Raw genomic sequence first — 21846 nt, forward strand, 5'->3', positions numbered from 1 at the left:
TCGTCGTCGGTGAGCGGCGCTGCACGTGCGACGAACGGTGAATCGGCGTCGACGAACGACGGCTACAGTGTCGTGCATGCCCGAGTCGATGTTGCTCGCCGCGGCCGCCGGCGTCGTGGCGGGTGCGCTCGCCGTCGGAGTCGTGCTGCTGCTGCGCCGCATCGTGCTCGCGTCGAAAGATCTCGGCACCGACGTCGAACGCGCCACGTACCAGACGCTGCACCTCGCCTCGCGAGCCGCGAAGCACTTGCGCGGCGGCGTGGGTGAAGACGACGCGATCCGCGCCGGGCGCCACCTTCGGGCGTTGCTGCGCTGCGAGAGCCTCGCGATCGTCGATCCGGCAGGGCTCGTCACGGTCGACGGCGACGAGGCCGTGCGCACCGTCGCGGCACGGCTCGCCGCCGAGGTGAGCGCGTCGGGCAGGGCCCAGGTGCAGCGCCGCATCGCGATCGGCGATCGGGAGACGGATGCCGTCGCCGCACCGATTCTCAGCGGCGGGCGCTCGGTCGGGGCGATCGTGGCCTTCGCGGCACCCGTTCGGGCAGGGCTCGTGCGCGCCACGGGCGAGGTCGCCGATTGGGTGGCCGCCCAAGTGGAGCTCGGTGAGCTCGACGCCTCGCGCGCCGCCCTGGCCGAGGCCGAGGTGCGTGCCCTCCGCGCGCAGATCAGCCCGCACTTCATCTACAACTCGCTCAACGCGATCGCCTCGTTCATCAACACCGACCCGGCGCAGGCTCGCGAGCTCGTGCTCGAGTTCGCCGACTTCACCCGCTACTCGTTCCGCCGGCACGGCGACTTCACGACGGTCGCCGAGGAGCTGCGGTCGATCGACAGCTACCTGCGCCTCGAACGCGCCCGCTTCGGCGACCGGCTGAAGGTGACCCTGCAGATCGCGCCAGAGGTGCTGTCGACGGTCGTGCCGTTCCTCTCGATCCAGCCGCTCGTCGAGAACGCCGTGCGGCACGGCCTCGAGTCGAAGGAGGGCGGCGGGCGCATCACGATCACCGCCGAGGACTCCGGCGCGTTCGCCGAGCTCAGCGTCGAGGACGACGGCGCCGGCATCGACCCCGAGACGCTCGCGGCGGTGCTCGCCGGCGGGTCGCCCGGCGAGCACGTCGGCCTCCGCAACGTCGACGCGCGCTTGCGGCAGGTGTACGGCGAGGAGCACGGTCTCGTCGTCGAGACCAACGTCGGGGCGGGCACGCTCGTGCGGTTGCGGGTGCCGAAGTCCCAGCCCGGCCGAGTCACGGCATCCGCCGGCACCGCGCTGCGCACCGATGGGAGACTGGATCGATGATCTCCGTCCTCATCGCCGACGATGAGCAGCCCGCGATCGACGAGCTGGCGTTCCTGCTCCGCCAAGACCCTCGCATCGGCGTGATCCACCAGGCGAACACGGGCGCCGAGGCGATCCGCCTGCTCACTCGCGAGCCAGTCGACGCGGCGTTCCTCGACATCCACATGCCGGGCCTCACGGGCTTCGATCTCGCCCGCGCCTTGCAGCGCTTCGAGCATCGCCCGGCGCTCGTCTTCGTGACCGCCGACGAGGAGGGCGCGCTCGAGGCCTTCGACCTCGCGGCGGTCGACTACCTGCTGAAGCCCGTGCGCACCGAGCGATTGCACCGGTCGGTGACGCGCGTGGCCGAGGCGCTGAACGCCGCCGCGGCGGCACACGCCGGCGCCGCGGCATCCGACCCGCAGCCCGAGATGATCGCGGTGACACTGGGCGGCACGACGCGGATGATCCGGCGCGACGAGGTGCGCTACGTGCAGGCGCAGGGCGACTACGCGCGGCTGCACACCGAGGAGGCGAGCTACCTCGTGCGCGTGCCGATGTCCGATCTCGAACGGCAATGGGCCGACGCGGGGTTCGTGCGCGTGCACCGCTCGTACCTCGTGGCGCTCGGCCACGTCGGCCGCATCCGCCTCGGCTCCGACCACCCGAGCGTCACCGTCGGCGGCGCCGAGCTGCCCGTGAGCCGCCGGCTCCTCCCAGCGCTTCGCGACCGCCTCGAGTCCGCGACCATCCGGCCGAGATCGTGACTGCCGACGACATTTCGGTGACGGATGCCGCGACGGATGCCGCACCCGCACGAGTCCGCGTCACCGCGCCGCGCCCGGGCACCGGTACCGCCGCGGCATCCGCTCGTCCGGTCGCGGCGCGAGGACTGGGCGCCCCCGCGCCGACGAGCGACATCGCCGGCGTCTACGTCCGCTCGCTCATCCGCTCGCAGTTGCGGCTCGCGATCGTCGTGGCCATCGGATTCGTCGCCGCGACCGCGCTCTTCGTGCTCGCGATCGCGCTCGTGCCCGCGCTCGACTCGACGTTCGTGATCGGCGTACCGCTCTCGTGGCTGCTGCTCGGCGTGGGCGTGTACCCGCTCGCGATCACCGTCGGCGGGCTCTACGTGCGCGCCGCGACGCGCAACGAGGCGCGCTACCGCTCGCTCACGGAGGAGGAGTGAACGCCGCGATCGGCTACACCGCGATCGCCGCGGTCGCCCTCGCCTCGGCCCTCATCGGCTTCTACGGACTGCGCGTCTCGCGCACGACGAGCGACTTCTACGTCGCCTCGCGCACTGTGCGCCCGTGGTGGAACGCCTCGGCGATCGGCGGCGAGTACCTCTCGGCGGCATCGTTCCTCGGCATCGCGGGGCTCATCCTGCTCACGGGCTCGTCGGCGCTGTGGTTCCCCATCGGCTACACCGCCGGGTACCTCATGCTGCTGCTCTTCGTCGCCGCGCCCCTGCGACGATCGGGCGCCTACACGATCCCCGACTTCACCGAGGCGCGGCTCGAGTCGCCGTGGGCACGCCGGGTCACGAGCCTCCTCGTGATCGTCATCGGCTGGTTCTACATCGTGCCGCAGCTGCAGGGCGCCGCGCTCACGGTGCGCATCACCACGGGCCTGCCGTCGTGGGCCGGGTCGCTCGCGGTCGCCGTCATCGTCTCGGTGATCGTGGCCGCGGGCGGCATGCGCTCGATCACGTTCGTGCAGGCGTTCCAGTTCTGGCTCAAGCTCACGGCGCTCGCGGTGCCCGCGGTCGCGCTGCTCCTCGTGATCGGCGGCGGCTCGCAGGCGGAGCTCAGCCCCGCCGACGCCTTCCCGCCGGCGGCGGGTCCGGGCGACCTCGAGGTGTACCGCACGGTCTCGCTCATGGTCGCGCTGCTCCTCGGCACCCTCGGCCTCCCGCACGTGCTCGTGCGCTTCTACACGAACCCAGACGGCGCGGCCGCCCGACGTACGACGGTGATCGTGCTCGTGCTGCTCTCGGTGTTCTACCTCTTCCCCACGGCCTTCGGCTTCATCGGCCGTGCGTTCGCCCCCGACCTCGCCGCGACCGGCGAGGCCGATGCCCTCATCCTGCTGCTGCCCGACCGGCTCATCCCGGGCGTCGCGGGCGACCTGCTCACCGCGCTCGTCATCGCGGGGGCGTTCGCGGCGTTCCTCTCGACGTCGTCGGGACTCGTCGTCTCGCTCGCGGGCGTCATCAGCCAAGACCTGCTCGGCGGCAGCGTGCGCGGCTTCCGCATCGCGGCGATCGCGTCGTCGTTCGTGCCGCTCGTCGTCGCGCTCGCGACCGAGTCGACCGGGCTCGCGGGCAGCGTCGGACTCGTCTTCGCGTTCACGGCGTCGACGCTCTGTCCGATGCTCATCCTGGGCATCTGGTGGCGCGGCCTCACCGCGCGCGGCGCGATCGCCGGCATGGCGACGGGCGCGGTGCTCTCGGGCGCGGCCATCCTCGGCGGCGCCGCGATCTCGGCGGCGCGGCCCGGCATCCGCCCGTTCCTCGAGCAGCCCGCCGCGTGGACCGTTCCGCTCGCCGTGCTTGTGACCGTGGTGGTCTCGCGCGCCGACCGGCGCGGCACACCGCGGGGCACCGACGCGTTCCTCACCCGGTTGCACGTGCCCGAGGCGCGTGTCGAGCGGGGCGGTTAGGCGAGCGGATGCCGCGCGGGTGGCTTGATAGGCGGCTTCGCGGCTACTCGACCACCGTCACCGGTCGATCGCCCCACGCTGCGAGCCGCGCCTCGAGTCCGGCCCGCACCTCGGGCCACTCGTCGACGATGACGGAGTAGATGGCGGAGTCGCGCCACGACCCGTCGGCGCGTCGCTTGTGACGGCGCGCGATGCCCTCGAATCGGGCCCCGAGCTTCAGGATCGCCGCGCGCGAGCGGGCGTTCCGGGCATCCGCCTGCAGCTTCACACGACCGAACCCGTGATCGAATGCGAGCCCGAGCAGCAGCAGTTTCGCCTCGGGATTCACGGCGGTGCCCCACACGCGCGGGTCGTACGCCGTCCACCCGATGTGCGCCGACTCGTTGCCCGGGTCGAGGTCGCCGAGCGTGCTCGCACCCACGACCGTGCCGTCGTCGGGCCCGCCGTGCACGCGAATGGTCCACGGCAGGGCATCGGGCCCCGCGATGTAGTAGGCGCGAGCGAACCGCTCGAACGCCGCGAGGTCGGCCGGCAGCCCGGCGGGCCCGCCGCCATACCCGCCCGCGAAGACCTCTGGGCGGCAAAGCGCGCGGTGCAGCGCGGGGATGTCGGTCTCGGCGAACGGAGTGAGACGGATGAATCGGCCGACGATCTCGTCGGCGGCGGGGCGAGTGGCGGTCACCGCACGAATCTCGGCACGGCTCAGTCGAGCAGGTCGTGCAGCTCGATGATCTGGTCGCGACCGGGGCCGACGCCGATCGCCGAGATGCGCGAACCGCTGATCGCCTCGAGCTCGCGCACGTAGCTCTGCGCGTTGGCCGGGAGGGCGTCGAGCGAGCGAGCGCCCGAGATGTCTTCCGTCCAGCCGGGGAACTCCTCGTACACGGGCTTCGCGTGGTGGAAGTCGGACTGCGAGACGGGCACCTCGTCGACGCGTTCGCCCTCGACCTCGTAGCCCACCGCGACGGGGATGCGCTCGAGCCCGGTGAGCACGTCGAGCTTCGTGAGCACGAAGTCGGTGACGCCGTTCACTCGCGACGTGTAGCGCGCGATCGGAGCGTCGTACCAGCCGGTGCGGCGGCGGCGGCCCGTGGTGGTGCCGAACTCTCGGCCGCGGTCGGTGAGGAAGTCGCCCCACTCGTCGAATAGCTCGGTGGGGAACGGGCCGGCGCCCACGCGCGTCGTGTAGGCCTTCACGACACCGATGACGCGGTCGATGCGGTTCGGCGCGATGCCGGAGCCCGTGACGGCGCCGCCGCTCGTGGCGTTCGACGAGGTGACGAACGGGTAGGTGCCGTGGTCGACGTCGAGCATCGTGGCCTGCCCACCCTCGAAGAGCACCGTCTCGCCCTTGTCGAGCGCGCGGTGCAGCAGCAGCGAGGTGTCGGTGACCATGGGCCGCAACCGCTCGACGTAGCCGAGCAGCTCGTCGACGACCTCGTCGACGCCGATCGCGCGCCGGTTGTAGACCTTCAGGAGCAGGTGGTTCTTCTGGTCGAGTGCGCCCTCGACCTTCTGCCGCAGGATGTTCTCGTCGAAGAGGTCTTGCATGCGGATGCCGACGCGGTTGATCTTGTCGGCGTAGGCCGGGCCGATGCCGCGGCCCGTCGTGCCGATCTGGCGCTTGCCGAGGAAGCGCTCGGTGACCTTGTCGAGCGTGCGGTGATATTGCGTGATGAGGTGCGCGTTGGCGGAGATGCGCAGCCTCGAGACATCCACCCCTCGGCTCGAGAGTCCCTCGAGCTCCTCGAAGAGCACCTCGATGTCGACGACCACGCCGTTGGCGATGACGGGGGTGACGCCGGGCGTGAGGATGCCGGAGGGCAACAGGTGCAGGGCGTACTTCTCATCGCCGACGACGACCGTGTGCCCGGCGTTGTTGCCGCCGTTGAACTTCACGACATAGTCGAGCCGTGAACCGAGCAGATCGGTGGCCTTGCCCTTGCCCTCGTCGCCCCACTGTGCACCGATGAGTACGACCGCGGGCATATCAGTCCTCTCCTGCCGCGTCGAGCACGGCGGGTTCTGCGAGTGGTTCACCGGCGCGCGCCTCGACGACGGCAGCGGTGTGCGCCTCGTTGGCGGCAGCGGCTTCGAAGAGCTGGGCGGTCGTGACGACCGAGATGAGCTGGGTGGGCGTGAACTCCGAGGCGATGCGGGCCGGCGCGTCGGGGTCGGCGCTCGAGAGCTCGCCCGCGAGTCGCGCTGCGCGGTCGTTGAGGCCGAGCTCGATGGCGGCCCGGCGTTGCGTGTCGAGCGCTCGGAGAAAGGCGCGGTTGCGCTCGTCGGACCACGGCACGGCCTCACCGGGCTGCCAGCCGGATGCCGCGAGCTGGTCGCGTGCGAACTCGGCGGCGACCGACGCGAAGGCGAACGCCTCGATCGCGCGGCCCTCGGAGTCGGCGATGTCGGCGAGCTCGGTCCACGCCAGCGGCGACGACGGATGGTCGGCCACGACGGCCACGACCGAGCCGCGATTCCCGTCGGCGAGCGCCTGGCGAACCTCGGGTTCGTCGGCGAGTGACGCCTCGGTCTCCTGAGTTGATTCGTCTGCAGTCACACTCAACCTTATCGCGGGCGCCTTCACGGCCCGAGACGGCCGCACCCCCGCGCCCCAAGTAGGCTGGAGCCCATGTCGAAAGTCCTCACGAGCCTTCCCGTCGGCGAGCGCGTCGGCATCGCCTTCTCCGGAGGTCTCGACACCTCCGTCGCCGTCGCCTGGATGCGCGAGAAGGGCGCCGTGCCCTGCACGTACACCGCCGACCTCGGCCAGCCCGACGAGCCCGACGTCGAGGCGGTGCCCGGGCGCGCCAAGGAGTACGGCGCCGAGATCGCGCGACTCGTCGACTGCCGCGCTGCGCTCGTCGAGGAGGGCCTCGTGGCACTCGCGTGCGGTGCATTCCACATCCGCTCCGGCGGCAAGATGTATTTCAACACCACTCCGCTCGGCCGTGCCGTCACCGGCACGCTGCTCGTGCGCGCGATGCGCGACGACGACGTCGAGATCTGGGGCGACGGCTCCACCTACAAGGGCAACGACATCGAGCGGTTCTACCGCTACGGCCTGCTCGCGAACCCGCGCCTGCGCATCTACAAGCCGTGGCTCGACGAGGCGTTCGTCACCGAGCTCGGCGGTCGCACCGAGATGAGCGAGTGGATGGTCGCGCGCGGATTCCCCTACCGCGCCTCGGCCGAGAAGGCCTACTCCACCGATTCGAACATCTGGGGTGCCACGCACGAGGCGAAGACCCTCGAGCACCTCGACACGGGCGTCGAGATCGTCGAGCCCATCATGGGCGTGCCGTCATGGCGCGACGACGTCGTGATCGACACCGAAGACGTCACCGTCGGCTTCGAGGCCGGACGCCCGGTGTCGCTCAACGGCGTCGAGTTCGCCGATGCCGTGGCGCTCGTGCTCGAGGCGAACGCCATCGGCGGCCGGCACGGCCTCGGCGTCTCCGACCAGATCGAGAACCGCATCATCGAGGCGAAGAGCCGCGGCATCTACGAGGCGCCCGGCATGGCGCTGCTGCACATCGCCTACGAGCGCCTGCTCAACGCGATCCACAACGAAGACACCCTCGCGAGCTACCACCAGGAGGGGCGCCGGCTCGGCCGGCTCATGTACGAGGGCCGCTGGCTCGACCCGCAGTCGCTCATGCTGCGCGAGTCGCTGCAGCGCTGGGTCGGCTCGGCCGTCACCGGCGAGGTCACGCTGCGCCTGCGCCGAGGCGACGACTACACGATCCTCGACACCCGCGGCCCCGTGCTCAGCTACCACCCCGACAAGCTCTCGATGGAGCGCGTCGACGGGGCCGCGTTCGGCCCGCTCGACCGCATCGGCCAGCTCACGATGCGCAACCTCGACATCGCCGACTCGCGGGCCCGCCTCGAGCAGTATGCGATGCAGGGCATCGTCGGCGGCGAGACGGCGAAGCTCATGGGCGATCTGGTGCAGGGCGAAGCCGCCGCGATCGCTGCAGGCGCGCTCGAGACCGACCTCGAGGCCGCGACGGATGCCGCGAACGAGGGCGCGGCGTTCGACCTCGGCACCGACTGACCGGCACCGCCTGACCGGCACCGCCTGACCGGCACCGCCTGACCGGCAGCGCCGATCGGGCACCCGCACCCGTCAGGCGGGCGTCTGCTGGTGCGCGGCCACTCGCCATGCGCCGTCGTCGTAGAGGTAGGTCGTCGACATCCGCAGGTTCGCGGTGTCGTCGCCACGGCGCGCGACCGCTCGGTAGACGAGCACGCCCGCATGGTCGCCAAGGCGGATGACGGCCGGCTCGTGCAGTTCGTAGGAGTCCCACGGCTGGGTGTTGCGGAACGCGGCCATCATCTCATCGCGGCCGAGCATCGCCCCCTCGACGACCATGAGCGCGTCGCGCGTCATGGCCCTGGCGTAGTGCTCACCGCCGCGACCTTCGAGGATCGCCCGCCATCCGGCGTGCTCCTCGTGCAGCAGTCGGGCGGGCAGATCGTCGGTGATCTCGGTCATGTCCCCACGCTAACGGCGATCGGATGCCGCGGGAAGGGCACCGGCGAGATGCGCCGGGTGTGCCCGGAGCGCCGCCTGCGGCATCCGCTCAGAGCCAGCCGCGGCGTTTGAAGACCCCGTACAGCACGAAGCCGAGCCCGACCATGAGCAGCACCGCGAACGGGTACCCCAGCACCCAGTCGAGCTCGGGCATGTAGGCGAAATTCATGCCGTAGATCGTGCCGACGAGGGTGGGGGCGAACAGGATGGCCGCCCAGCTCGAGATCTTCTTCGTCTGCTCGCTCTGCGCGAGGCTCGTCTCGGTGAGTCGCTTCATCTCCTCGTTCTGCCGCTGGCCGACGAGCGTGGCATGCACCGAGAGTGCGTTCTGCAGCAACTGGCGGAACGCCTCGCCGCGGTCGACGACGCGGAGAACGTGGTCCTTGACGTCACGCAGATACCGCCGCAGCTCGAGGTCGACGCCGTACTTCTCGAAGCCGTGCTCGAGCGCCGCGAACATGTCGACGAGCGGGCGGGTCGCGCGCTGGAACTCCATGACCTCGCTCGCGAGGTCGTAGATGCGCCGCGTCACTGCCGGGTCGCCGTCGAAGAGCTGCTCCTCGATCTCGTCGATGTCGTTCTCGAGGCCCGTGAGCACCGGGAGGTATTCGTCGACGACCTCGTCGAGCACGGCGTAGAGCACCGCCTCAGGCCCCTTCATGAGCAGCTCAGGCGAGGCCTCGAGCCGATGGCGCACCTTGGCGAGGTTGGGTGACTCGGCCCGCCGGATGGAGATCGTGAAGTCCCGCCCGACGAACATGTGGAGCTCGCCGAACTCGACCTGCTCGACGTCGTCGAGGTAGCGGGCCGGGCGCAGCACCACGAAGAGCGTCTCGCCGTAGCGCTCGAGCTTGGCACGCTGGTGGCCCTTCCGCGCGTCTTCGACAGCGAGCGGGTGCAGCCCGAACTCGCTCGCGACGGCGTCGAGTTCCGCATCGGTCGGACGGTAGAGGCCGATCCAGGCGAAGCCGCCGTGTGCCTCCCGAGTCTCGAACGTCTCTTCAAGGGTCACGGGCGTGGCGACGCGCACGCCGCCGTTGTAGATCGCGTTGTCGATGACCGGCATCCGTTCCAGTCTGCCGCATGCCCGAGGGTCAGGCCGGGGGCGCGCCGAACCGGCCATGGGTGAGCACCCACGAGTGCATGGCGATCGCGGCGGCCGCGCTCGCGTTGAGCGATCGGGTCGACCCGAACTGCGTGATCTCGACGATGGCGTCGGCCGCGGCGGTCGCCTCTGCCGAGAGGCCCGGGCCCTCCTGCCCGAAGAGGAGCACGCATCGCTCGGGCCACGCGAATGCCTCGATCGGCACGGCGCCCTCGACGTTGTCGACGGCGATGATGGGCACGGATGCCGCGCGCGCCCACTCGGCGAAGGCCGCGACATCCGCGTGATGCTCGAGGTGCTGGTAGCGATCGGTCACCATCGCGCCGCGCTTGTTCCAGCGGCGGCGCCCGATGATGTGCACGGTGTCGGCGGCGAACGCGTTGGCGCTGCGCACGATCGAGCCGATGTTCATGTCGTGCTGCCAATTCTCGATCGCGACGTGGAACGGATGCCGGTGGGCGTCGAGGTCGGCGACGATCGCCTCCATGCGCCAGTACCGGTAGCGGTCGATGACGTTGCGGGTGTCGCCGCGTTCGAGGAGCTCAGGGTCGTACCGGGGGTCGTCTGGCCACGCCTCGGCGCCGCCGGGCCAGGGACCGACGCCGTGCGTCAGGAGGACCGGCTCGTCGTGCTCGGGCTCGTCGTGCCGGGTGGCGTCGCCGACACCCTCGCCGGACTCGCCCGCGGCATCCGCTCGCTCATGAACCACACCTCAACGCTAGCCGTCCGCCGCGAGCTTTGGCCGCCGCTTTCGGCACACCGAAATCTGTGTACGATTTAGGTATGCCGAAACGCATCGTCGCCGCCGCCGCAGGGCTCACTGCCGCCGCCGTGCTGCTCGGCGGATGCACCGGCAGCAGCGCCAACGGCGAGGCCGACGAACGGCCCGTCGTGCTGACGACCTTCACCGTGCTCGAAGACATCGCCGAGCAGGTCGCGGGCGAGCATCTGCGGGTCGAATCAATCACCAAGGTCGGCGCCGAGATCCATGGCTATGAGCCGACGCCCGGCGATCTGCGCCGCGCCTCGGGCGCCGACCTCATCCTCGACAACGGGCTCAACCTCGAGGCGTGGTTCGCGCAGTTCGTCGAGAGCCTCGATGTGCCGCACGTCGTCGTGAGCGAGGGCGTCGAGGTGATGTCAATCGCCGACGGCTCCGCCGAGGGCCTGCCGAACCCGCACGCGTGGATGTCGGCGCTCAACGTGCAGGTGTACGTCGACAACATGGTCGCCGCGTTCAGCGAGCTCGATCCCGACCACGCCGCCGACTACGCGGCGAACGGCCGCGCCTACCAGGCCGAGCTGCAGCAGGTGCACGACGAGCTCGTCGCCGAGCTCGCGACGCTCCCCGCCAACGAGCGGGCGCTCGTCACGTGCGAAGGCGCGTTCTCGTACCTCGCCCGCGACGCCGGCCTCACCGAGCAGTACCTCTGGGCCGTCAACGCCGAACAGCAGGCCACGCCGCAGCAGATCGCGCGCACGATCGAGTTCGTCGACGAGCAGGGCGTGCCAGCGGTGTTCTGCGAGTCCACGGTGTCCGACAAGGCGATGCAGCAGGTCGTGCAGGCGACGGATGCCGCGTTCGGCGGCACGCTCTACGTCGACTCGCTATCGGACCCCGACGGTCCGGTGCCGAGCTATCTCGACCTGCTCCGCCACGACGCCACCGTGATCACCGACGCGCTCGCCGGGGGTGGGTGATGACGTTCACTCGAACGGGTCACGTTCCGGGCGCGGCATCCGATCCGGCGCTCATCGTGCGCGGGCTCACCGTGCACTACGGCGACGTGCTCGCCCTCGACGACGTGAGCATCACGCTGCAGCGCGGCACGATCTGCGGCCTGGTCGGCATGAACGGCTCGGGCAAGTCCACGCTCTTCAAGGCGATCATGGGCTCGGTCAAGCCCGATCGCGGCACCGTCACGATCGAGGGCCTGCCTCCGAAGCGCGCACGCAAGCGGGGCATCGTCGGCTACGTACCGCAGAGCGAAGACGTCGACTGGTCGTTCCCGCTCAGCGTGTACGACGTCGTCATGATGGGTCGCTACGGGTTCCAGAACTTCACGCGGCATCCTCGGCACGCCGACCGCGAAGCGGTGGCCGAAGCCCTCGACCGGGTCGAACTGTCCGACCTCGCCGGCCGCCGCATCGGCGCCCTCTCGGGCGGTCAGCGCAAGCGCGCCTTCGTCGCCCGCGGGCTCGCGCAGGGCGCCGAGGTGTTGCTGCTCGACGAGCCGTTCGCGGGAGTCGACCGGCGCAGCGAGGCCACGATCACCGAGCTTCTGCGCGAGCTCGCCGCCGACGGCCGCACGGTGCTCGTCTCCTCGCACGATCTCGAGGGGCTGCCCCGCCTCGCCGACGAGGCGATCCTCCTGCTGCGGCGCGTGCTCATGCACTCGACGCCCGAAGAGGTGCTGCGCCCCGAGAACCTCGCGCGGGCGTTCGGGTTCGATCTCACCGGCCGAGCGGGGGAGTGAGCATGCCCCTGGTCGACCTGCTGCTCGAGCCGCTGGGCTACGACTTCATGCAGCGCGCGTTCCTCGTCACGGTCACGGCCGCGATCGTGTGCGGGGTGCTCAGCTGCTGGCTCGTGCTCATCGGGTGGTCGCTCATGGGCGACGCCGTCTCGCACGCCGTGTTGCCCGGTGTCGTGCTCGCCTACCTGCTCGGCACGCCGTTCGCGGTCGGCGCCCTCGTGTTCGGCGTCGCCGCGGTCGCGCTCATCGGTCTCGTGCGGTCGACGAGCCGCGTGAAGGAGGATGCCGCGATCGGCGTCGTGTTCACGACCCTCTTCGCCCTCGGCATCGTGCTCATCTCCGTCGTGCCGAGCCAGACCGACCTCGGCCACATCCTGTTCGGCAACCTGCTCGGCGTGAGCGTGGCCGACCTCGCGCAAGTGCTCGGGCTCGGCGTGGTGACGCTCGCGATTCTCGTGCTCAAGCGCCGCGACCTCACGCTCTACGCGTTCGACCCCACGCACGCCAACGCGATCGGGCTCAACCCGAAGGCCCTCGGCGCGCTGCTGCTCGGGCTCCTCGCGCTCACGGTCGTCGTCGCGCTGCAGGCCGTGGGCGTCGTGCTCGTGGTGGCGATGCTCATCATCCCCGGTGCCACCGCGTACCTGCTCACCGACCGGTTCGCCCGCATGCTCGTGATCTCGCCGATCATCGCGGCGGCGTGCTCGATCGTCGGCATCTACCTCAGCTACTACCTCGACGCGGCATCCGGTGGCATGGTCGTGCTCACCATGGGCGCCGTGTTCACGCTCGTCTACCTCTTCGCGCCCCAGCACGGCGTCATCGGTCGACGGCTGACGGCGGCGGCCCGGCGCCGACAGGTCACCGCGAACGCGTGACGTGCCGGCTGCCGAGCTGTTCCTGGTTCAGTCGCCGAACACCGCCGTCCACTCCGACTCGGCGCCGTCGGCGATCGAGACCCACGCCTTCGGCACGGCCACCACGGTGACCTCGCCCTCGGCGTCGTACGTGCCCTTCTCGATGAGCTCACCGTCGACGTAGTACGCGAACGCCTCGTCGTGCGGGATCTGCACGGTGTCGGCCGCGGCGCCAGGGCGGTCCTTGAACTTCGGGCCGACGGGCGTCGCGGGCGTCGTGAGGATCGGCACCTTCGCGAAGTCCATGTCGCTCGCGAGGTAGTACGACGTGTACGACGGCTGGTTGTACGTCGTCTGCTGACGAGCTGCCTCGACGCGGTACTGCGGGTCGTGCATGAGCGTCGTGAGCTTGTGCCCGGTGACCTCGGTGCTCGTGAAGATGCGCAGCGCGCTCGAGTCGACCGTGCGCACGAGGAGCTCCTCACGCCAGTCGCCGAAGACATCGGCGACGAGGCTCGGGTTGCCCTTGGTGCCGTTGTTCGTACGCGTGCCCGTCGCGGTGAGCACGTTCCCGCGCTCCCAGTCGTCGATCGTCGGCGTGTTGTCGCCGCTGCCGTTCACGATCTGCGTCGTGAGTGCGGCCGACCAGCGGATCGACATGTTGGTTCCGGGCGTCGCCGCAGAGAGGATGTCGCCCTGGGTGCTGAGCAGTCCGCTCGCATCGGTGCCGCCGGGCATGCTCGCCCACACCTCGATGCCCGCGACATCCGATCGCACGTCGCCGATCATGCCGCGACCCGTGTCACGACCCGAGTGGGCGCCGAAGATGACTTCGCCCGTCGCGGCGTCGCGCATGACCGAGCCGTACGGCGCCCACGTGCCGCCCTCGTGCACCGTCCACAGCTCGAGGCCCGGTCGTGCCTGGTCGATGTCGGCGACGTGCATCGCGTCGCCGTGGCCGAGCCGGGCGAGCTCCCCGGGCGTCGCGCTGCCCTCGGGCATCACGTCGAACGAGCTGTAGAGCAGGCTGCCGTCGTCGTCGATCGTGGCGCCGCCGTAGACGATCTCCTGCTTGCCGTCGCCGTCGACATCGGCCGCGCTCAGTGAGTGGAAGCCCTGCGTCGTGATCGAGCCGTACTCGGGATCGGTGCCGTCGCGACCGTGGGGCGAATCGTTGAACGGGTTCGTCAGGGGCGCGTGGCCGCTGTCGACGAACCAGCGCTGCGTGAGCGATTCCCCGTCCCAGTCGTACGTCGCGATCGTCGTGCGCGTGTAGTAGCCGCGGGCGAAGACCGCCGAGGGGCGCTCACCATCGAGGTATGCGACGCCGGAGAGGAACCGGTCGACGCGGTTGCCGGGCTCGATGCGGGCCATGGCGTAGTCGCCCCACATGAGGCCGTCGTCGCCGCGACCCGGCTCGTACGGGATCGTCTCGAGCTCTTCGCCGCTCGCACCGTCGAACACCGAGAGGTACTCGGGGCCGTCGACGATGAAGCCCGCGAAGTTGCGCAGCTGGTTGCGGGTGCTGCGCGACGGGGCGTACACGTCGATGAAGTGGTCGACGAGCTGCTGCGCGCTCGCACGCGAGAGCGGGTACTCGTGGGCGACCGGGATGCCGAACGCCTCCTCGAGGGTTGCGGGCCAGTTGCCCGCCACGACCTCGGGGTGCTCGGTCCAGCCCTGGAACATCTCGGTGAGGTGCTCCTCGTAGTCGGCCGCGCTCATGCGGTAGTCGTCGGCGTGGGTGTAGCCCGCCGCGACATCCGTCTCGGGCATCGTGACGTAGGCCTCGTTCGTGACCGAGCCGTCGGCCGCGAAGCCCGTGGACTTCGTGCCGGGCGCGGTCTTCAGCATGATCTCCGCGCGGCCGTCACCGTCGAAGTCGTAGACGTTGAACTGCGTGTAGTGCGCGCCGGCGCGGATGTTGACGCCGAGGTCGATGCGGTTGAGCAGGGTGCCGTCGAGCTCGTAGGTGTCGAGGTACACCGTGCCCGTGTAGCCGACCTGCGAGACGTCCTTCTGATTCGAGGGATCCCACTTCACGACGAACTCGTAGGCGCCGTCGCCGTCGACGTCGCCCACCGCGACGTCGTTCGCCGAGTAGGTGAACGCCTCCCCGGCGGGCGTGACCCCGTCGGCGGGCTTCTGGAGCGGCAGGTCGTGGAAGCCCTGCTGCCAAGCGGATGCCGCGGCGCCCTGGTCGAGCTCGACGCCGTTCACGATCGGGGCGACCGTGTACTGCGAGGTCGCGCTGCCGTCGGCATCGGCGAAGTTGGTGCTGTCAGTCACGACCGCGAGCTGCTCGCCGTCGCGGTAGACCGCGAAGTCGGGGCCGGCGAGGCCAGTCGGGGTGGCGCCGGTCGCCTCGGAGCCCAGCAGTCGCCAGCTGAGGAAGACGCCCTGGTCGGTCGAGATCGCGACGAGGCCGCGGTCGAGGGCCTCGAGCTGTGGCCCGGCCGGTTGCGCTGTGTCGGGCGGAGCCGCCGTGGCGGGTTGTGCGATGCCGGCGATCAGGCAGCCGGCGGCGGCGACCGCCAGGGCTGCGCGGAACGGATGGTGTCCGAGATTCATCGTCGAATCCTTCTCTGGGCGAGTAGCCCGTCGGCGGAGATCGGGAACGGGATAGCGCTTTCCCAAGGTCGAACGTATCCTCCGCAGTCCGCAGGGGTCAAGAGAAAACGTCAGATTGACACGATTCAGTGGCGCTGCGCACGGCCGGCAGACGCCGTGTCGCGACATCCGCTGGCCATGTCCTTCCCGGTCTGATGCCGGTGCATCGGCCCACGTCAGCCTTGCCCCGGGCGGCTGCCGCCGACCGCCGCCCGATATCCTGAGGCGGTGCCTGCCACGAGCCCCGCGATCGAGGATTACCTGAAGACGGTGTACGCGCACACCGAGTGGCAGCCCGAGCCCATCACGCCGTCGGTGCTCGCCGGCCGCCTCGGCGTCGCGCCCTCGTCGGTCACCGAGATGGTGAAGAAGATGGCGGCGGCCGGACTCGTCGCGCACGTGCCGTACGGCGCCGTGCGGCTCACCGATACCGGCCTCGCCCGCGCGCTCGCAGTCGTGCGCCGGCACCGGCTCATCGAGACCTGGCTCGTGCAGGAGATGGGCTACACGTGGGACGAGGTGCACGACGAGGCCGAGGTGCTCGAGCACGCCCTCTCCGACCGGTTGCTCGAGGCGATCGACGTGCGCCTCGAACGCCCTGCACGTGACCCGCACGGCGATCCGATCCCGACGGCCGACGGCACCCTGCAGCGACGCCCGACCGTGCTGCTCGCCGAAGCGCCGGTCGGCCACTCCGGCGCGATCGTGCGCATCAGCGACCGCGACCCCGAGGTGCTGCGATCGCTCGACGATGCGGGACTCGGGCTCGACACGGTCGTCATGGTGACGGATGCCGCGGCCGACGCCGTCTCGCTCCGCGCCGGCGAGCGCACGCACGTGCTGCCGCTCGCGACGGCGGCGGCGATCTGGATCACCGAGTGACGCTCGTGCGTGGGCCCGGGAACGGTGCGGCGGCGGCATCCGCTGTTCATCGGCTCGTGACATCCGCACCTTAAGCTGGGCCCATGGGACGACGACGAGAAGAAGTCGAGTGCTGGCTCACCGACATGGACGGTGTGCTCGTGCACGAGAACCACGCCCTGCCCGGCGCCGCGGAGCTGCTGCAGCAGTGGGAGGATGCCGGCACGCCCTACCTCGTGCTCACGAACAACTCGATCTTCACGGCGCGCGACCTCTCGGCCCGGCTTCGCGCGAGCGGCCTGCGCGTACCCGAAGACCGCATCTGGACCTCGGCGCTCGCGACCGCCGACTTCCTGAAGCAGCAGCTGCCCGGCGGGTCGGCCTTCGTGATCGGCGAAGCGGGCCTGCTCACCGCCCTGCACGATGCGGGCTTCATCATGACCGAGACCGAGCCCGACTTCGTCGTGGTCGGCGAGACCCGCAACTACTCGTTCGACGCGATCACGAAGGCGATCCGGCTCATCGGCCGCGGCTCGAGGTTCATCGTCACGAATCCAGACGCCACCGGGCCGAGCGCCGACGGGCCGCTGCCCGCGACCGGCGCGATCGCCGCGCTCATCACGAAGGCAACGGGCAAGGATCCCTACGTCGTGGGCAAGCCGAACCCGATGATGTTCCGCTCGGCGCTCAACAAGATCGGCGCGCACTCCGAGAACACCGCCATGATCGGCGACCGCATGGACACCGACATCGTCGCGGGCATCGAGGCCGGCCTGCACACGATCCTCGTCATGACGGGCATCAGCGACCAGGCCGAGATCGAGAAGTACCCGTTCCGGCCCGAGGAGATCCTCACGGGCGTGCACGAGCTCGTGCGAGCCGACCCGATCGAGGTCGAGCTCTAGCGGGAGCGGCCGCGACTACGCGACGAGCTGCTCCACGCCCTCGGCGTCGAGCCGCTCGCGCACGTCGGCGCCGAGGTCGAGCTCGGCCGCACCGAGGATCTCCTCGAGCTGCGCCATCGACGAAGCGCCAACGACGGGGATGACGGGCACCTCGGCGCCGAGCAGCCACGCGAGCGCGACCTGGTTGGGCGTCGCGCCGACGTCGCGGGCGACCTCGTGCAGCAATCGGATCCGGGCATGCGTCGTGGGGTGGTCGATGCCGCCGAACAGCGGCTTGTCGGTGCGGGTGAGCGCGCCCTGGTGCAGCGGCGAGTACGCCGCAACGGCGAGCGGCGGGCGGCCGTCGACACCCGTCGAGTCGGCGTAGTCGAGCAGCTCGGGGGTGACGTAGTTCAAGCGCCCGATCTTCGGCGCCGGGTGCACGAAGCTGTACTGCTGCTGCACGAGCCCGTAGGGCGCGATGCCCTGCCGAATCGCCTCCTCACGCGCTTCCACGACGCGCCACACGGCGACGTTCGAGATGCCCGTGATGCCGACGACGCCCTCGGCCTGCAGCGCCCCGAAAGCGCCGACGGTCTCGGCGAGCGCAGTGTCGCGGTCGTCGACGTGGCCGTAGAGCACATCGATGTGGTCGACGCCGAGGTGGCGGAGGCTCTCGTGTGCCTCACGGTCGATGACCTCGGCGGAGAGACCCTGGTAGTTCGTGGGCGGCGTGTTCGAGAGCGGCAGCGCCGGGTCCTTCTTCGCGGCGCCGAGCTTCGTCGCGAGCTTGAGCTCGTCGCGGATGCCGCGGCTCGCGAGCCAGCGCCCGATGACGTCTTCGCTGTCGCGGCCGTACCCGCCGATCCACGCGTTGTAGTTGTTGGCGGTGTCGATGAAGGTGCCGCCCGCCTCGACGAAGCGGTCGAGGATGGCGAACGAGGTCGCCTCGTCGGTGCGGGTGCCCATGAACATCGTGCCGAGGCAGAGGGTGGAGACGTCGAACGAGGAGCGTCCGTCGCCGATGGTGCGGTAGCGCATGGTGTGTCCTTTCCGGATCGTGTGATTCGAGCGTAGGAACGGATCGGCTCGGGCATACACTCCAATCAGCAGGCGTGAGACCAGACCAATCGGCCAAGACCGACCGATCAGCCAGACCGACCGATCAGCCAGACCACCCAGACCGAAGGAGCGACGGATGCCGCGAGCCGACCACCCGGCCTCCGCCCTCGCCTGGGAGACCCTCCTCGACCTCGGCGACTCGCCGCTCCCCTTGCGCGACCGCCTCGAGGCGGCGATCCGCGACGCCGTGTCGGACGGCCGGATCCCCGCGGGCGCCGCGCTCCCCCCGAGCCGCGCCATCGCCGAGACGCTCGGCGTCTCGCGCTGGGTGGTCACCGAGGCGTACGGCCAGCTCGTCGCCGAGGGGTTCCTCGAGTCGCGGGTGGGCTCGGCGACGCGAGTGCCCACCGCACCGAGCGCCGCGCCGCGAACCCCCGAGGCGTCCCGGCCGCTCCGCGCCGAGTTCCGCCGCCCGACCTTCGACCTCGGCCCGGGCATGCCCGACGTGCGGCACGTGCCGCGGGCGCGCTGGGCGGCCGCGGTGCGGCACGCGCTGCAATCGCTGCCCGACGCCGAGTTCGCCGTCGCCGACCGGCTGGGGCATCCGCTCGCCCGCACGGCCGTCGCCGCGTACCTCGCCCGCTCGCGCCGCGCCGTCGTCGCGCCCGCCGATGTCGTCATCACGCACGGCGCGACCGACGCGATGACCGCGATCGCCGCAGGCCTGCGCGCGGCGGGCCATCGGAGCGTGCTCGTCGAGGACCCGAGCTGGCCGCGACTCCGCGAGGTCGCCGCAGCGGCGGGCCTCACGCCCGTGCCGGTGCCGGTCGACGCCGGCGGCATCGACGTCGCGCGCCTCGCGTCGGCCGCCGTGCGAACGGGCGCCCGCGCCGCGCTCATCACGCCGGCGCACCAGTTCCCGCTCGGCGCCGCGCTCGCCCCCGGCCACCGCGACGCCATCGTGCGGTGGGCGCGAGCGCACGATGCAGTGCTCATCGAAGACGATTACGACGCCGAGTTCCGCTACGACCGCCGACCGGTCGCGGCGCTGCAGGGCCTCGCGCCCGAGCGCATCGTGCTCATCGGCTCGCTGTCGAAGTCGATGGCGCCGGGCTTCGGCCTCGGCTGGGCCGTGATGCCCGCGTCGCTGCGCGAGCGCGTGCGCCTCCCCGACACGGCACGGCCGTCGACGATCGAGCAGGCCGCCCTCGCCGCGTTCATCGAGTCGGGCGACCTCGAGCGCCACTTGCGCGCCGCCCGCGGCCGCTTCCGTCGCCGCCGCACCGTGCTCCTCGAGGCGATCGCGCGCGAGCTGCCGGGCCTGCCCGTCACCGGCATCGCCGCGGGCATGCACGCCGTGCTCGCGCTGCCGCCGGACATCAAGGCCACGGATGCCGCGGCGGCCGCCGCCCGGCACGACGTCGCGGTGTCCGACCTCACGCGCTATCGCGTCTCGGCCTCGGCCGACACGACCGAGTCACTCGTGCTCGGCTACGGCAACCTCTCGGACGCGCTCGTCGACGAGTCGGTCGCCCGGCTCGCCGCCGGCATCCGCTCGCTCGCCTGACGCCGCAATCCTCACATCAGGCGAGGCGCTCCACCGCCGTCTCGACGAGGCCCCAGAACCAGTCGACATCGAGGCCGGTCGCGACCCACGCGTTCGGCTCGCGCCGCAGCATCCCGTCGAAGTCGACGCTCGTCGCGCCCGCCGTCTCGGTGCCGGCGAGCTCGACGTCGAGCCGCGTGTGCACGAGCTCGACGCACCCCGGGTCGGCGAGCACGGCGACCGCGACGGGATCATGCAGGGGGCCGTCGGGCATGCCGAAGACCTCGTCGTTGGTGCGGCAGAAGAAGTCGAGCAGCTCGTCGCCGAACGCGGCGGTGTGGGTGCCGACGGCGGCGAGCCGCTCGCGCACGGCCTCGGTCACGAGCGCACGATGCGTCACGTTGAGCCCCACCATCGTGAACCGCACACCGCTGCCCACCACGAGGTCGAGCGCCTCGGGGTCGACCCACGCGTTGAACTCGGCGTAGGGCGTCACGTTGCCGCGCTCGGTCGATCCGCCCATCCAGACGATCTCGCGGATGCGACCCGCGAGCTCCGGCCGGTCGCGCAGCAGCACGGCGACGTTCGTGATGGGTCCGGTCGCGATGATCGCCACGGGCTCGGATGCCGCGAGCAGGGTGTCGGCGATGAGCGTCGTCGCGTCGCGGGGGTCGAGCGGCACGGTCGGCTCGGGCAGCGCCGGGCCGCCGAGGCCGTTCTCACCGTGGATCCACTCCGCCGTCTCGAGCTCGCGCACGAGCGGTCCAGCGGCGCCGGCCGCGACGGGTACGTTCGCGACGCCTGCAACGGTGAGTGCGATGCGGGCGTTCCGGCTCGTGTGCTCGATCGACACGTTGCCACCGACCGTGGTCACCGCGAGCAGTTCGAGCGACGGATGCCCCGCCGCGAGCCACAGCGCGAAGACGTCGTCGTGTCCGGGGTCGCAGTCGATGATGACGGGGATCGTCATGCCGCGAGCTCGGCCGCCGCCCGCAGCACGGCCTCGCGCGGCGCATAGGAGTCGACGGTGCCGCGCGCCTGCACGGCGAGCGCGCCCGCCGCGACCGCGATGCGCACCGCCTCGGCGAGCGGGCGGCCCTCGGCGAGGAACGCCGCGAGCGTGCCGGTGAAGCCGTCGCCCGCGCCCGTCGTGTCGACGGCTGTGACGCGCGGCGCCGGCGCCGTCCACGAACCCTCGGCGTCGGCCGCCACAGCGCCCGCGGCACCGAGGGTCACGACGATCGAGCGGGCCACGGTGCCGGCGGCGGATGCCGCGAGCTCGCGCCATTCGTCGAGCGAGGTGCCGGCCGCGGCATCCGTGCCGATGCCGACCGCCCGCGCCTCGTGCTCGTTGAGCACGAGCGGATCGCACGCGACGAGTGCCGCGGCGGCGACCGGCGCGGGCGGGGCGAGATTGAGCACGAAGCGCACGCCGAGCTCGGCCGTGACCTCGGCGATGCGCTCGATCGTGTCGACGAGCAGCTCGCCTTGCGTCAGCACGAGCCCCGCCGCGGCGATGCGCGATCGCTCGGCGTCGACGACGTCGGGGGTGAGGGCGAGGTTCGAGCCGCCGGTGACGATGACGGTGTTCTCGCCGGAATCAGCGACCGTGATCTGGGCGACGCCCGTCGGGGCATCCGCGACCCGGCCGACTGCTCCGGTCGGCAGCCCGAAGCGTTCGAGCGTCGCGAGTGCGAACTCGCCGCTCGCGTCATCGCCGATGCGCGCCACGAGCTCGACCTCGGCGCCGGCCACGTGGGCGGCGACAGCCTGGTTCGAGCCCTTGCCGCCGAGCGCCACCTGGAAGCCGTGCGCGAGGATCGTCTCGCCTGGAGCGGGGAACGCCTCGACATAACTTGTCGAGTCGACATTGAGCGAACCGAACACCACGACGGGGCCGCTCACAGCTCACCCCGGTCGATGTGCATCGTCACGCCGTTCTCCGCTGGCATCTGTCGCCTCTC

At 71.1% G+C, this 21846-nt stretch carries 21 protein-coding genes; 11 read left to right on the forward strand and 10 right to left on the reverse strand.

Going from position 1 to position 21846, the window contains the following annotated elements:
• Positions 1-76 precede the first annotated feature (76 nt).
• Genes QFZ29_RS15980 through QFZ29_RS15995 form a run of 4 tightly spaced genes read left to right on the forward strand, consistent with a single transcriptional unit; the run spans position 77 to position 3940 of the window.
• Positions 77-1297 (forward strand): sensor histidine kinase, encoded by a 1221-nt coding sequence (locus QFZ29_RS15980; protein ID WP_306895025.1) that lies wholly within the window; start codon positions 77-79, stop codon positions 1295-1297.
• Complete coding sequence (locus QFZ29_RS15985) at positions 1294-2043, forward strand: LytR/AlgR family response regulator transcription factor (RefSeq protein WP_129522245.1); 750 nt, start codon at positions 1294-1296, stop codon at positions 2041-2043. The genes QFZ29_RS15980 and QFZ29_RS15985 overlap by 4 nt, the downstream gene beginning before the upstream one ends.
• Complete coding sequence (locus QFZ29_RS15990) at positions 2040-2465, forward strand: hypothetical protein (RefSeq protein WP_306895026.1); 426 nt, start codon at positions 2040-2042, stop codon at positions 2463-2465. Before QFZ29_RS15985 ends, QFZ29_RS15990 begins: the two co-directional genes overlap by 4 nt.
• Positions 2462-3940: a sodium/solute symporter gene (locus tag QFZ29_RS15995; RefSeq protein WP_306895027.1), complete on the forward strand. Its 1479-nt coding sequence runs from the start codon at positions 2462-2464 to the stop codon at positions 3938-3940. Before QFZ29_RS15990 ends, QFZ29_RS15995 begins: the two co-directional genes overlap by 4 nt.
• Positions 3941-3983: 43 nt before the next feature.
• On the opposite strand, the gene QFZ29_RS16000 is transcribed toward QFZ29_RS15995, so the two are convergent.
• The 3 genes from QFZ29_RS16000 to QFZ29_RS16010 are packed head-to-tail and all read right to left on the reverse strand — an operon-like array spanning position 3984 to position 6500.
• Positions 3984-4622, reverse strand: a complete 639-nt coding sequence (locus QFZ29_RS16000) for a GNAT family N-acetyltransferase (RefSeq protein ID WP_306895028.1) — start codon at positions 4620-4622, stop codon at positions 3984-3986.
• Between the two features lie 20 nt (positions 4623-4642).
• A complete protein-coding gene (locus QFZ29_RS16005) occupies positions 4643-5929 on the reverse strand; it encodes an adenylosuccinate synthase (protein WP_306895029.1) in 1287 nt (428 codons plus the stop codon).
• Position 5930: 1 nt separating this feature from the next.
• Complete coding sequence (locus tag QFZ29_RS16010) at positions 5931-6500, reverse strand: DUF3151 family protein (RefSeq protein ID WP_306895030.1); 570 nt, start codon at positions 6498-6500, stop codon at positions 5931-5933.
• 72 nt (positions 6501-6572) lie between these two features.
• Here QFZ29_RS16010 and argG point away from each other — a divergent pair, with 72 nt between their 5' ends.
• Complete coding sequence (gene argG, locus QFZ29_RS16015; RefSeq protein ID WP_306895031.1) at positions 6573-8000, forward strand: argininosuccinate synthase; 1428 nt, start codon at positions 6573-6575, stop codon at positions 7998-8000.
• 72 nt (positions 8001-8072) lie between these two features.
• Here the strand turns inward: argG and QFZ29_RS16020 are convergent, their stop codons facing one another.
• The 3 genes from QFZ29_RS16020 to QFZ29_RS16030 all read right to left on the reverse strand — a co-directional run bounded on the left by QFZ29_RS16020 (position 8073) and on the right by QFZ29_RS16030 (position 10198).
• Positions 8073-8441 (reverse strand): nuclear transport factor 2 family protein, encoded by a 369-nt coding sequence (locus tag QFZ29_RS16020; protein WP_306895032.1) that lies wholly within the window; start codon positions 8439-8441, stop codon positions 8073-8075.
• A gap of 88 nt (positions 8442-8529) precedes the next feature.
• Positions 8530-9546, reverse strand: a complete 1017-nt coding sequence (locus tag QFZ29_RS16025) for a magnesium and cobalt transport protein CorA (RefSeq protein WP_306895033.1) — start codon at positions 9544-9546, stop codon at positions 8530-8532.
• A gap of 28 nt (positions 9547-9574) precedes the next feature.
• Positions 9575-10198, reverse strand: coding sequence for a TrmH family RNA methyltransferase (locus tag QFZ29_RS16030; RefSeq protein ID WP_306896765.1), 624 nt, complete (start codon positions 10196-10198; stop codon positions 9575-9577).
• Between the two features lie 170 nt (positions 10199-10368).
• Between QFZ29_RS16030 and QFZ29_RS16035 the strand changes: the two genes are divergently transcribed.
• From QFZ29_RS16035 to QFZ29_RS16045, 3 genes are read left to right on the forward strand one after another with little or no spacing between them, the layout of a single operon-like run.
• The gene (locus tag QFZ29_RS16035; protein WP_306895034.1) at positions 10369-11286 is read left to right on the forward strand and encodes a metal ABC transporter substrate-binding protein; all 918 of its coding nucleotides are present in this window, start codon (positions 10369-10371) and stop codon (positions 11284-11286) included.
• The gene (locus QFZ29_RS16040) at positions 11286-12062 is read left to right on the forward strand and encodes a metal ABC transporter ATP-binding protein (RefSeq protein WP_306895035.1); all 777 of its coding nucleotides are present in this window, start codon (positions 11286-11288) and stop codon (positions 12060-12062) included. Before QFZ29_RS16035 ends, QFZ29_RS16040 begins: the two co-directional genes overlap by 1 nt.
• Positions 12063-12064: 2 nt before the next feature.
• Positions 12065-12940 carry a metal ABC transporter permease gene (locus QFZ29_RS16045; protein ID WP_306895036.1) on the forward strand — a complete coding sequence of 292 codons (876 nt, stop codon included), beginning with the start codon at positions 12065-12067 and terminating at the stop codon, positions 12938-12940.
• Between the two features lie 27 nt (positions 12941-12967).
• Here the strand turns inward: QFZ29_RS16045 and QFZ29_RS16050 are convergent, their stop codons facing one another.
• Positions 12968-15490 carry a rhamnogalacturonan lyase gene (locus QFZ29_RS16050; protein WP_306895037.1) on the reverse strand — a complete coding sequence of 841 codons (2523 nt, stop codon included), beginning with the start codon at positions 15488-15490 and terminating at the stop codon, positions 12968-12970.
• A gap of 267 nt (positions 15491-15757) precedes the next feature.
• Between QFZ29_RS16050 and QFZ29_RS16055 the strand changes: the two genes are divergently transcribed.
• Positions 15758-16411, forward strand: a complete 654-nt coding sequence (locus QFZ29_RS16055; protein WP_306895038.1) for a metal-dependent transcriptional regulator — start codon at positions 15758-15760, stop codon at positions 16409-16411.
• Between the two features lie 83 nt (positions 16412-16494).
• Positions 16495-17295: an HAD-IIA family hydrolase gene (locus QFZ29_RS16060; RefSeq protein WP_306895039.1), complete on the forward strand. Its 801-nt coding sequence runs from the start codon at positions 16495-16497 to the stop codon at positions 17293-17295.
• Positions 17296-17310: 15 nt separating this feature from the next.
• Here QFZ29_RS16060 and QFZ29_RS16065 read toward each other — a convergent pair whose 3' ends face one another.
• Positions 17311-18315 (reverse strand): aldo/keto reductase, encoded by a 1005-nt coding sequence (locus tag QFZ29_RS16065; RefSeq protein WP_306895040.1) that lies wholly within the window; start codon positions 18313-18315, stop codon positions 17311-17313.
• Between the two features lie 157 nt (positions 18316-18472).
• On the opposite strand from QFZ29_RS16065, the gene pdxR reads away from it, so the two are divergent.
• Entirely contained in the window at positions 18473-19903 is a 1431-nt protein-coding gene (pdxR, locus tag QFZ29_RS16070; RefSeq protein WP_306895041.1) for a MocR-like pyridoxine biosynthesis transcription factor PdxR, read from the forward strand.
• A gap of 16 nt (positions 19904-19919) precedes the next feature.
• Here the strand turns inward: pdxR and QFZ29_RS16075 are convergent, their stop codons facing one another.
• Positions 19920-20852: a nucleoside hydrolase gene (locus tag QFZ29_RS16075; protein WP_306895042.1), complete on the reverse strand. Its 933-nt coding sequence runs from the start codon at positions 20850-20852 to the stop codon at positions 19920-19922.
• A complete protein-coding gene (locus QFZ29_RS16080; protein ID WP_306895043.1) occupies positions 20849-21787 on the reverse strand; it encodes a ribokinase in 939 nt (312 codons plus the stop codon). Before QFZ29_RS16080 ends, QFZ29_RS16075 begins: the two co-directional genes overlap by 4 nt.
• Positions 21788-21846: the final 59 nt, after the last annotated feature.

Origin of the sequence: Agromyces albus (genome assembly GCF_030815405.1) — a bacterium.
Taxonomy (GTDB): domain Bacteria; phylum Actinomycetota; class Actinomycetes; order Actinomycetales; family Microbacteriaceae; genus Agromyces; species Agromyces albus_A.